The sequence below is a fragment of the Mucilaginibacter sp. OK268 genome (genome assembly GCF_900103125.1).
Taxonomy (GTDB): domain Bacteria; phylum Bacteroidota; class Bacteroidia; order Sphingobacteriales; family Sphingobacteriaceae; genus Mucilaginibacter.
The window spans coordinates 233,739-246,785 of the sequence record NZ_FNJV01000006.1 but is presented as its reverse complement, the minus strand read 5'-3'; the positions used below and the strand labels follow the sequence as shown (position 1 = coordinate 246,785).

Sequence of the window (13,047 nt, the reverse complement as noted above, 5' to 3'; positions counted from 1 at the left end):
TAAAAACATGCCAAATTTTGATTTTCATAGCAATTATCACCCGCCGATTTTGAAAGATTGGTCCGTGATGTTTTAGAAATCAGGGAACATCCTTTAAAATTTCGAACATATAGAAGAGGGAAAGACGGTGGTATAGATTTTAGATGTACTAATTCAACAATTAAAATTATAGGGCAATTAAAACTGTACAAAGACGATTACAAGCAACTAAAATCATCTTTGGTTGATGAATTAGCGAAAGTTAAAAAAAGACAACCAGCAAGATACATCTTAGCAACCAGCGTAAGTTTGAGTCCTGATCAGCTTGAAGAAATCTTTGATCTTTTCAACAGCTTTATTTTAAGCAGGGAGGATATAATAGATAAAGAACAATTAAACAAATATTTAGGACAGAAAGAATATATTGATTTAATAAAAACATATTCAAAGTTACTTATACCGGACTGGAACAAGGTTATTAGGAATGATGGTATTCGGGATAAATGTTTTGTCTACATAGTATTGATCGCCTGATGTTGTAACTGGATTGGCTAACGGGTCACAACAGGTAGCAAAACAGATAGCGCCCCCGCTACCCTGTTTGTAAATGTAGTTTTTAAGATCGTAATCATGAGGCTCGTATTCAAAAGTGGTATATCCTCCCGTCGGGTACTGGATCCTGGTTAAAATACCCGTTTTAGTGGAGCTAAAATCTGCACTTCGGTCTGCTCCATTAAATTGAAAAGTACTAATGTGGGGAGAAGTGATGGTGCACCCGGTAGCGTTAGGATCAGGGCATCTCAGCGGACCCGGCGTAACAGAATATCCTGCCGGTGTTCCGCCCGACTGCTGAACCGACACCGAAATGAAGTAGTTGCCGGTATAACTCGGAATAAGTATCGGAAAGCCCAGATTATCCACATTGTTTTTCCCGTTAAAAAAGCCCCAGTGATCCTGACATGATGAGGTCTTAGTTGGCAATCCGTTGGGATTCTCATAAGTAAACAGATACGGGTTTATTCTGGCGCTTTCATTGCCGTTAAATTCTGTTACCGAATTCAGCCTTAACCGCTTGGTTGTAAAATCCTGGTTACCATTCGGGCTTTGAAAATAGTCCGTGTTCAGGATGAATTTTTTTACCGGGTTATTATTAGCATCATTGATGACTATTTTTCCCAAAGCATACGCATTTGTCGGGCTTGTAAAGTTAAGCGACATATCCGCTCTCTGAGCCGTAGCTTCAAAAGTCACTCTTCCGTTTGAAAACCTGATCGCACTTAATCTTTTTCCATAATACCGGGTAAATGAGCTGCTGTTTGTGGGAATAAATGTGGTATTCGTGGTATTTAGCGTATTGTAATAAACCTGTTGTGAAATACCTGAATTGAGTTCATAATCCTCGTTGGCATATTCGAGCGTTACTTTGTGCCCGGTGGGTGAATCTATTTCATATAAATACCAGGACGATGGGATGGCCTGATTAACTAATGTCTTATTTTTTGAGGCGGGCGGACCATAATTGGAATAGGTAACACTATAAATATCACTTATTTCGGTGCTGTTCCCCCCAAATTTGTATACAAACCCGTCCGGTGTAGTGATAACTCAGCTGGACAATGATGGCCTTTCGATCTTTATTTTCTGATAAGGGATCGTATAGGGTACGCCGTTTTGATCAAAGACAAACTTTCCGCTGATACCATTAAAATTATAGTAATAGGCATCTGGCTCGCTGTCATAACCAAAATTAGAATTACCGACCAGATAAACATACAGAGCAGAATTCCAGGCATCGCAATAATTGGGCGTTCCAGGCTGCGGATTTAGCAATAGGCTGGGGATCTGCGCATTGGCATATCCATTTTCATCGGGCTTTCCTTTGATCGTTCTGGTTATGACCCCACCGGCATTCAATGTCCAACCTAATCCGACCCAACTGGCGTTCTCTTCTACTTTAATCCCCGAGGCATGATAGGATAAGGAAACAGGAACTTGTATATCCCCTTCCTTTACCTGATACAATGGAATACTGATATCCGGAACACCAGTATACTTACCTACAGGTATATCGCCATATTTACCCAAAGCAGCCGCATTGGGAGATGGGGGAATCGGTTGCGGCATCGGCAGGTTTTGTGCAAATGTTAAGCTACTGAAAAAGCTTGCAAGTAATAATACCTGCGCTTTCAAAAAAGTTCTTTGAGAAATAGTCATTATGGCTTGTAATTAGGGCTAGGGATAATAAAGAGCGGCGTACATGTCATATGTTATTCATTGTCCCCGGTATAGCGTATTTATTCCCCGGAACCGACGCTCAGATTAAAGTGTTTGGCAGTTATTTAAGCTGATCAAAGATTGATCACGCGTTTGGGAGTTATGGTCATTGTACCCCGGGAAATATCAGGAAAAATGTGAGCGGTTAGTGATGGTGCAGGCATAAATACAATGTTAGGTATCGCAAATATACCTAGATGAAAATTTCCCTAATGCTATTTTTATGTTAAAAAAATGTAAAAAATTTAATTCATGACCTATCTGCGGACTGCCCACGAGTAGAGCAAAGCATCTGTGGAGAAAAGGCGCAGCGTGTAGTTTCGCAGGATACTTCACCAAGCCTAATCCATAACCGCAAAGACTCTGGCCTCTAAAGTTGTGTATGATAGCCAATGACAAGCAAAATGTTTGCTTATCATTAGCGGTGATTAATCTGCCGAAAGTTTACCCTTTTATCTGACTAAATACGATATTACCAACTAAGCAATAAGATTTACGAATTCTCGATTAGTTTATCAATTCGGCTCAAACGCTCTAAATCCTCCACAAATTGGGTCGAAAATCTTTCACGTTCGGCTACTGAGGCAGAAAACGGCCTTGAAATGCATATTTCAAGGCCTCTGTTTTTTCAGTCAATATCTACAGTTCTGAAAATCAACACAATATCCAGTTCGATCCTGCTCCAGTACCTAAAGCAAGAATTTTTGCTAAAGCAGCCAACAAATGCATTGTAGGAGATTGTATTTCAATCAATTAACCAACTTCTTCTCCGCCTTTTAATAGTTCGATATTTTTCATCAAAATTATTCTCCATAAGTATTTGTTCTATTGTCAATTTCGCTAAATGTCTCATGGCTGAAAGGATAGTTTTTGCTTGTTATACAGTCACAATTGTCCCTTTTTTCTTTAGTATTTCGACCATTTCTTCTGATGTATAAGGTCTTCTCTGCTTTGCCATAGTATTAAAATTGAGTGTTAAATTCTATATCCTAAAACAACAGCCTCAGGAAATTTTTGATTAGCACATTTTACAATACCTTTAGAAATCAAAGTAAAATATAATCAGCTTTAAAGCATATAAGAACGGATTATTATCGCTAGCGGATGTGTTGAGCCAGCTAAAGACAGCATTTGCAAAAGAAGATTTCTTTAGATTGTCAGATTTAGAACTCGCCTACAAGGCGCTGCGACAGTTCAATTTTAAGCGATTGGAGGCAACTGAAGAATCCATTTCCAAATATGCGCAAAAGGTCATTGACGTGACTGGCTTTTTAAAGAACTCTGATAACTTGGAAAAACCAATTTCGTTGACCCCATTTCGCTAATTTACCATCCTCGACTAAGACCCTGAGCTTAACCACTAATGGTGGTCATTTTAAAATTGGCCAACTGGGGTCAATCATATGTGGTTAATCCACATATACGCTATAGGTGGCCTTATCAAACACGCTAAAACAAGGTTAGCTTATAAAAAGTAAAAGCCCAACACGTGGTTGGGCTTGATATTGTGTTTCCTTATCTTGCTTACCACAAGCAGGACACTTGCGGTAGCGTGTGGATAGGAAAAAGCTTTATTTTTTACAAATTCAATTCGCTACATCATCGTTAGGAAGAACGTAAAGGTCAACATCAAATTCAATGTTTAACTCTTTTATTAAATCATTATACCTGTTATCCAAATGTACCCATGGAGTACTTTCCTCATTACCATAATAAACAAATATGCCACAAGAAAACTCACAATAATATTTATGACATATTAATTTAAATATTTCCATCTTGGATTCAAGTATATTTAGTAAATAGTTCATTTGTTCTTCAAATGTTGAGTATTTATCTAATGGCGATTCCATGATCCACCCATTTTGTTTTATCAATGGGGAATTAGGGTTTCTTGGGTTTCTTTTTTCACCTCTAATAAAAACCTTTACTGGTTGAATTTGTATCAGTTTCGTGAGCTCTTCGTGTGTTATATCATTAAAGTCAAATATCCCAAAACTCAAAACGATTTTATTTCTTCTCATAACTTAAATTATTAAATACCTGCAGGAGCAAGGAGTATCATGAAAAATATTATAACTCCCCCTAACATCGATCCTTTTCCAACATTGGGATTTAATCCGCCTGCGGGAGGACTTGGGTAATGGTTTATTATTATTGGGGGACTTGCCTCCTTACTTTTAAAAAGATTATTCAGATTATAACCGATAGGTTCCCCTGGACCTTTATTTCCTTTTGGCTTTTCATAAACATTGCCTTTTTTATCTTTGTATAAATCAAGTCTTCCACCTTTTTTTCCATTCATAGACTTATCTCTATGATCAAAGCCAGCTTTTTCAAGTTGATCAATTTCACTTGGAGTTAATGGCTTATCTTGCGCCGGGTTCCTATCATTTGATGAGTCGCCGTCTTTCCCATTTCCTTTTTTCCCTCCATCATCCTCTGGGTTGGTAGAGGAATTATTTTCATCCTCAATTTGCGAGGTTGCCTCATTATCTACTTTACTTTGCTGCGTTGGATCAATTGGGTCTGCAACATTGGTCAGCATTCCGGAAAAAGGATCCTTCTTTTGATCATCCAAATCGTTGTTTGGCTTCCAGGGAGCACCCAGTCCAGCAAACATTCCATCCGGATCGATAAACCGTATTGGATTATTATTGCCATAGATAAATGGACTAAATCGACGGCTACTTTCCGCCATCGGATCAACGGATGTCCACCTGGCAATCACCGGATCGTAGAACCTTGCGCCATAATCATACTGATTCAGCTCCTCTTGTAGCTCCTTATTATTGTAAAGATACTTATTTCCTCCGTTTACCTGCCGATGTACGTTCAGCCCAAATGGATAATAATCATCTTCCCCTACTTTTCCGTTTGTTTGATCGAAGGTTACCCGGTTATTACCAAGATGATCCGTCAAGGTATATTCATATATATAGTTTGCCCCGCTCCGGTTAGCTCTACCCTCTTCTGTCTGTACAAAATCTATTGTTCCGTCTGGCCTGTATTGTATCCCTCCTATATATTCCGTGATCGAGCTATTACTGTTCTTCCGTAATTTCTCTCCAGTAGCCGAATAGGCATAATTCAGGTTTTTGGATGCAATGCTTCTGGGGAGATTGATCATATTGTACAAGATCGCATTCCCCTGCCCATCACTGGTTGCATTTCCGTTTGGATCATAACCATAATTCCGGAATGCGGCACCGCTATTGGTCACCGTTTGTAGTTGGTTGCCGATATAGTTATAAGTTAAGGTAGCGGTATTAGGAGCAGTACGGGTTAATCCCTGGATATTACCGAGGTTATCATAATTGCTAATCGTTTCACTGAAACCAGCGGTGGAAACACCCGCTTTTAAACGGCTCAAGTTATCATAGCTGTAGTTGACATGCTGATTGCCGCTGATACCCGCATTGTATTGCTGCTCTGCTATATTACCATTAAACTGAGCCTGCGCACCAAATTGCGGTAAATTGTAATTCAGTTTCTCGCTGAATAACTTATTTGCTGTAGGGGCTACAGATGGGTCATTGATCTGACTCAACCACCCTCGCTCATTGTAAGTATAGCTGACATCCTGTAAGTAACTACCTCCGTTATTGGTGCTGTGCAGGTGTTTGGTTTTCAGCTGACCAATCTCGTTATAGTCCAATTGCGAAATGATCGTTGGTAAAGGTGCTTGACTGAGCCCTGAGCTGATGGCCTCTGAGGTTAGCATCTTGCGACCCATGTGATCATACTGGTAATTGGTGGTCACCAGAAGGGACTGAGAATTTGCTACGTAGTGATGCCGATTAGTGGTTTTTACTTGGTCATTGAAATTGTAGATATTATCTATTTCATCATAGTTTAAGGTATTCAAACTGGCTTCCCCACCCAGGTAATGTTGTTTATCGGTTTGTACTAACCGGCCCCGGTCATCATAAAAATTTACCGTCCATAACATGGAACCATAAGTTCCATCAGGCAGCAGCACGGCTGTTTTTGTTGCAGTCGGCAACCCTGTTGGATTGGTCAGCGTGTTACTTACAACTGGACTATACGGTTTATTGGGGAAGGTGTAGTTATCATAGTAATTCAATACCAGGTAGCGCAGAATATTTGCCTGTGGCCAAGCCATACCGGAATAACCGGTGCCAGTGGTTTGTTGGGTTTCCCACAATGTGGTCTGTCCATCTACCATAGATTGTAATGCCGCCCGGTAATTGGTGCCCGGTGTACTGCCCGGGTATTGGTATACGCCCCAATAGGCTACCCTACCAAATTGATCATATTTGGTAAAACTCCACTCCTGGGTGCTTTTCGCCCGCTGTATCCCATCTTGAGTTGCCACCAACTGGTCCAGTTTGTTATAAACCATATATTCCCAGGAGGCTTTACCCGGGATCTTCTTTTCTATCTCCCGGTTTCGCAGATCATAATGATAACCATAAATAAAATTCGTAAATACCGCGTCCGCTTCCGTAAAGCTTGCCGGGTAAACAGTTCCGGCTGGCAGCGGAGGGATTACATAGGCCAGGTTATCAAAATCATCATATATATAATACGTAGCCAGGTAAGACGTAGCGCCTGATTGGGCCTTTCTACACACAACGTGTCCTTTTTTATCGGTAAATTCTATAGTACTGTTCCCGTTCTCGTCTGTCGTTGTTGTTTTGTACAACTGATTTACACCATAATTAGAAGATCCGGCGGCCCCGGTCCCAGAGGCATTTACAACCCACATAATCACCGCATCGTCAGTCACATTACTGCCATAAGCCATCTGTATAGTATGACCACTACCTGTTACACCGCTAGTAGACAACTGCCAAGGCTGCCCTGATGCACCCTGTTCCACTACCCGATTTAGCGGTGAGGGCTCAAATCCAGTGCTCTCTGACGGATAAGGGATGATAGATACTCCCGCAGGCGGGCTTTTATAAAACTGATCCTGGCCTGCATTTACGGTTAAAGCGTCTGACTTATAACTTCCATCGCTTGCTCCATTTGTAATAGTATAGGGCAGGTATTTCTTTGCTTCGCGACCAAACTGATCATAAGTCACCGGCTGAACGATATCTTTACTGCTCGGTGAACCTTTAACCTGAACGGTTTGTAGCAAGCGCCCTAAACCATCAAAATACTGTACCGTTTGCATTAATTTACAATTGGTATTGTTGCCTTCAGGATCAATACCTGCCTCCCGGGGTACCGATGTCAAAATATAATTTTGGCTTTGGCTTAAATTAATACTAAGTGGAACGCAACTTGTCTGGATAAAATAACTATAACTGTTGGTACTTGTTGCCGTGGCCGAAAAACCTGGTGATAAAGTAATACTTGTTTCATTATAATAATTACCGGGTGTTGTTGCCGGGATACCCAATTGGGCGGGGCTAGCTATATATTGAGCTTTAATTTCCTGTGATATCAATATCATCAGGATTGCCAGGAACAGTTTACCTAATATACGATGATTTGAATATGATTGTGTTTTCATGCTGATAAGGTTTAATGACATCTGTTTTATTGCCCCTGGTAATGATACTTGGTCTGTTTAACAATATTCCCATCCTTATCTTTTATAGTCTTCAACCTCTGAAGACTATCGTATTCATAAGTAGTCGTCTCATTTTTAGGATCTGTAACGCTGGTCATACCTACTAACGGATCATAGGTATACGTCGTCATCTGCGCATCCACCGGACAAAAACGCACATCATCGATCTGTCCGCCAGGAATGCTGATAGTATACGTTCCGCCTGTTACACTTACCGGTGGTAGTGTCTGTAAAGCCCAGCTATTGCCACTCTTTACCCAATAACTTAAAATATAACTTCTTGACGACAAATTACTTAAAGCCACACTATATGCTCCTGTATGACTTAAATGACCAGTCCTGCAATCATTAATGGCACTATTCCCCCCATTCTCTTCAAAACCGTCATAGTAAAAATCCTTGTTACCCGAAACAATAGGTACCGAGCCTGAATAAGAAACGGATAAGTTAATGGGAATGATCAGATTTTGAGCGTCATAAATGCTGGCACTCAGGGTATAGTTTCCGGGAGCTAAGCCGGTCAATACCCTGCTCGACGAATAAGTTCCACAAGTAGCCGTCCCGGTAGCTAAACAAAGTGAAAAAGAGCCAGAATTATAATTATTTGGCCCGGTAATGTTTATAGTAACTTCCGCACGCACAGTACCGCTTCCCTCGTCACCACCAAAATCGATTGATAAGCTGGTTGTACCATTAGCCCCAACGGTAAACTGTCGGGTATTAACGTCTCTTGATGTCGCCGGGAACTGTATGGAAAATCCGTTTCCTACAGAGGTCATTGTTGTTTTCAAAGTGCTGGCCGCATTTTTGATTTGCACAATAGGATATTGTTGCTGATATCCCCATTGATAGCTGGTTATCGGCCCTGCGGTTTTTCCCGTACTAGTAACATTACCCATTTCATCATATCCCAGATAATTAAATGCCGTTTGCACAGGATTATTGGTTTTCTGTAAATCTATCGTTGCCGGCTCGATGATATTATTTCCCCAATCGGCATAATTCGTTTTTTGAAAGGATAGGAGGTTGCTTATTGTGTTTTTATAATTAAAAACCTGGATGGTTGGCGAAAGTATGTTATTCCTTATCATCACATCGTATGGAGACATTCCCGGAAAATCCTGCGGGTATTTATATTGGGTTATGTACTTAGTACCGTCACTGTTAGTTTCATCTTTTTGTGTAGGGAAAAGATGATCCGGGCTGTTATAAGCTATATTGGTGAGCTTATCCGTAGTGGGATTTCCGTTATCATCATAATCAATTTCTTCGGTACTGGTCACTTTTTTTACTCCAGCCTCTTCATTCACATCAAAATAACTAAAATCCCAATATCCGGGACGAGGAGCAGGGCCGAATGGATAAGTAAAAGGGAGGGGATACCCCCCGGGATTATTTCTTCCCTGATCATTTTGGCTGTGCACCGTCTGGATAAAACAGTTCATTCCGGTATTTATCGTACTAACCTGCTTAGGATCGTAATGATTGGTTATACTTTTATTGATCACATAGTTCCCATTCTTATATTTATAATAGGTTTTACTCAAGAGATTTCCCCGAGCCCAGGATTTATCCGAATAAGTTGCGCTGCCATATTTACCCGTTTCTGGAACCGGATAAGCCTGGTCACTTTCTGTATCATAAGTATATACTGTTTTCTGTTTCTGGTTTTGGCCAACATCCATCACCTCGGCGACCGATGCATAAATTACAGGGCTTCCATTGTGAGACCCGGACGGGACAACTGCATCTGAAAAATAAACTGCTTTTACCGGACAATCATAAGCCCCCCAATTTGCCGCCACTCCATTATCATACTTTTGCAAAAACGAATAATAGGAAGGCTCACCGTTTGGTGTTAAGGATATGGCATTACCATATTGATATTGTTTAACTACTGCCGGCGCTGTACTATTGGCCGTTGAGGTTATCGTTTTTACACGCAAACCACCGACTAATGATACATCGGAGAAACGATTAGCCTCAAATTCGAATAGGGTTTTCCCCCCGGTTGGATAATCGATTTCTTCCAGGCTCTCAGCTTTCATATAAACCTCATTTGCAGAGCGATTTGCCGGGGAAAGTCCTACCCCTGCAGGTACATCTGGCATAAGATGTCTGTTTTCATAATGACCATTAAAATACCCCCAATAATCTTGTGCAAAAGCCGGGCTGGCCAATGCTGTTCCGGATGGATTATTTGGGTCACATAGAGCAGGCAATATTTGCTGGTTATAATGAAAGTAATAGCTACTGATGTACTGATTGTTTTGATCAAGTTTTTTTATTTCATCTAAGCGTAGCCTTGAATCAAAATGAGCATTGGCACTATTCGGGTCTCCGAAATAAGTATGTATCAATTTATAGCTATCGATCGGTATTTCAGCACCCGTGTTCGTTACCCTGTTAACAGTAACCACACTTAACCGATTGTTCATCAAATCCTTCCGCCCGCTTTCATAAGTGAAGGTAACGGAGCCATTTTTGAACTTGATTTTTTTGACAACTACAGAGTTATCATTGGTGATTATATTTCGATGCCATTGCAATGGTTGCCAGGTTGTCTGGTCATCTTTTATCAAGTTATTGTTATTAAATGTTTGCGATTCGATAAAATAGGAATTCGGCGGAGGAAGGATATTATATTCAAAATCGATCTCATCCTTGCCATCACTGGAGATTATTTTGCTCACATACCAAGAGCTTGGACTAGAGCCTATTTGGGTATGAACAAGCTCTTTATCATTAAATATGTAATGCGTTCCGTCTTCACCGATAATTTCAAAGGTATTTTGATTAAGCCCCGTCCATTTAATGATATTATTACTAAAAGAGCGCTGACGAAGATTCTTATTGATATCATATACAAATTGTCCTGATAATCCACTTCCTACGTTATAAAAATAATCATCTGATCTACCATCTCCACTATTATTTCCAAACGCGATAGCCCTAACAAACTCATAAACCTGGCTATAATCACCGCCAGAAGGTGGTGTATAATTGTCAATGTAAGATGCCGAATAATGATCATATTGCAAAAAACCATACTCATCTTCAAAGCCATTGATCACACGGGAGATCGCACCTCCCGCATTCAATGTCCACCCAAGACCGCTACTGCCAGCCAGCTCATTGATTTTAATCCCGCTGGCATGATATGATAAACTAATAGGCAAGGAGAGTTTCCCCGTTTTAATCTGATACAAAGGAATTTCAATTTTAGGCACCCCCGTACTATAATCTACCGGGTAGATCCCATATTTCATAAAAGCCTGCGCTTCTGGGGACGGCGGAATTGGGTTTTGGTCAAAAGTTGGGTTATTGGGCTGCCCATACACAACAGTAAGGTTAAGGCACAGTATAAATCCAATAAAGTAGCGGTATATTCTACTCCTTTTTGCAGGAATGATTTTTTCCATTTTAGAAAATGTTTTGATTTAACGTCTTAATGTTTAGTTCTTGCTTTTTTGTTCCAGGCTTTTTATCCTGGTTTCTAATTCTTTTTCCTTTTTGTCTTTCTCTATCAGATACAAAGTCAACTCTTCCACCTTCTTCATCAACAGTTTATTCATCTCTCCCAGATTCAAGCCTTCTTTAGCTATTTGTTGCTCTGATGGGATTTCGGGTAGATGTTGATTTTGATCGATGTAGGCTTTTACGTCTGATAAAGAAGGTAATTGATAATCTTTTTTGAAAACATAATCGGGCCATGCTGAGTTGAGTTTTACGGTCATTGAGGTTGCGATGGCGCTGCCATTAACTGCGAACTTGTATCCTTTAGAGTCGTAGGTATTAAGTGCGATATTACCATTGGCATCGGTAATCATTACCGGAAGTAAAACTGGAGTAACGTCTGTTCCAATAGGTGCCTGTTGTACAATAGCTTGCAATTGGCCATTATTACTAGGTAATTTAAATGATTTTATAGAAATCGCAGGATAGTCCTGTGTGATGATAATATATATGTCCGTATTCCCATTGGGGTTTGCGTAAGCTTTAATGCCAAAAGATGTAGCACCACTACCTTGCGTCGTTTGATGAATTGTCAAGCCTCCTCTGTTTCCCACGTAATATGTGGTGACTCCGAGAGTATTATTTCCCCACCCACCTCCTAAAACATCAATTTGTAATTTTTGATAGTTACCCAGATCATCTGGAGGTAAACTGCCTACCAAATAGAATGGACGCTGTGTTGATCCAACATTATCCACCGTATATTGCGCATAGGTTATACCTGGAAAAGCCAACAAGATTAAAAAAATCAGTTTAAAAAGTATTCTTTTGTTCATAGTCGTAGATCTATATTTTTATTCAATTTTATTATTCAACAGTTCTATTCTCTTGTTTAACTGGTCAATTTGCTCCTGTTGATCTTTATTCTTTTTATGTTCGTCAATCAGATACAGTGTCAACTCTTCCACTTTCTTCATTAACAACTTATTCATTTCCCCCAGATTCAACCCTTCTTTAGTTATTTGCTGCTCTGATGGAATTTCAGGCAAATGCTGATTTTGATCGATGTATGCTTTTACTTCCTGCAAGGATGGTAATTGATAGTCTTTTTTGAATACATAGTCGGGCCATGCAGAGTTAAGCTTCACTATCATGGCAGTGGCAATGGCGCTGCCGTTCACAGCAAGCTTATATCCTTTAGGATCGGTAGTCCCTATACCAACGTTTCCATTAATGTATAATTTATCAGCGGTCGACCAGGCAGGTGGGTCATATCCGATACCTATTCCCGTTCCATTCACCTGTAGTACTTTTCCGCTTTCGGTACTGTTTAAATCGATAAATCTAAAATTTGTCGCGTAAGTAGGTGTTCCCCAAGTACCCTGATAAAACATTTTCAAGGCAGTTATTTGATTGACATCATATTGACTGAATATATGTAATTTGGCAGCGGGAGCATTGGTGCTAATTCCTACATTGCCTGCAAAATATCCCTGCCCATCTGCTCTTACACTAAAATTTGTCGTCCCAGCAGTAATACCATCAAAAAAAATATTGTTTGCTCCGTTTGGATTATCGGTCCAGGCTCTGAATATGCCCGCACTAGGATACGCATAACTTGTTCCAAGTTGATGTCCCGTGAAAAATATCTGACCGATAGAGGTTTGAGCAACGATTTTAGTGTTATTGTTTAATGCATCGTTGGCGTCAACAGTAACCGTTTTAGTTTGCGCATTTGCAAAATGCGTACCAATTAAAACTGTCAATGTCAGAAGTAAGGCTCTTTTCAT

7 protein-coding genes and 1 pseudogene are annotated in these 13,047 nt (G+C 40.2%); 1 reads left to right on the top strand and 7 read right to left on the bottom strand.

The window, feature by feature from the left end:
• Window positions 1–45: 45 nt before the first annotated feature.
• A pseudogene (locus BLR84_RS30600) lies at window positions 46–513 on the top strand (hypothetical protein); the annotation flags it as partial.
• On the opposite strand, the gene BLR84_RS19470 reads toward BLR84_RS30600, so the two are convergent.
• From BLR84_RS19470 to BLR84_RS19435, 7 genes are all read right to left on the bottom strand, one after another.
• Window positions 430–1,197 carry a hypothetical protein gene (locus BLR84_RS19470; RefSeq protein WP_090471445.1) on the bottom strand — a complete coding sequence of 256 codons (768 nt, stop codon included), beginning with the start codon at window positions 1,195–1,197 and terminating at the stop codon, window positions 430–432. The pseudogene BLR84_RS30600 and the gene BLR84_RS19470 overlap by 84 nt on opposite strands.
• Before the next feature lie 387 nt (window positions 1,198–1,584).
• Window positions 1,585–2,193: a hypothetical protein gene (locus BLR84_RS19465; RefSeq protein WP_090471442.1), complete on the bottom strand. Its 609-nt coding sequence runs from the start codon at window positions 2,191–2,193 to the stop codon at window positions 1,585–1,587.
• Window positions 2,194–3,839: 1,646 nt separating this feature from the next.
• Window positions 3,840–4,277, bottom strand: a complete 438-nt coding sequence (locus tag BLR84_RS19455) for a DUF4279 domain-containing protein (RefSeq protein ID WP_090471438.1) — start codon at window positions 4,275–4,277, stop codon at window positions 3,840–3,842.
• A gap of 11 nt (window positions 4,278–4,288) precedes the next feature.
• Window positions 4,289–7,741: a DUF6443 domain-containing protein gene (locus BLR84_RS19450; protein WP_176852108.1), complete on the bottom strand. Its 3,453-nt coding sequence runs from the start codon at window positions 7,739–7,741 to the stop codon at window positions 4,289–4,291.
• Window positions 7,742–7,767: 26 nt separating this feature from the next.
• Window positions 7,768–11,223, bottom strand: coding sequence for an RHS repeat domain-containing protein (locus BLR84_RS19445; RefSeq protein ID WP_090471434.1), 3,456 nt, complete (start codon window positions 11,221–11,223; stop codon window positions 7,768–7,770).
• Window positions 11,224–11,256: 33 nt separating this feature from the next.
• Window positions 11,257–12,093, bottom strand: a complete 837-nt coding sequence (locus BLR84_RS19440) for a hypothetical protein (protein ID WP_090471432.1) — start codon at window positions 12,091–12,093, stop codon at window positions 11,257–11,259.
• A gap of 18 nt (window positions 12,094–12,111) precedes the next feature.
• A complete protein-coding gene (locus tag BLR84_RS19435; RefSeq protein ID WP_090471430.1) occupies window positions 12,112–13,047 on the bottom strand; it encodes a hypothetical protein in 936 nt (311 codons plus the stop codon).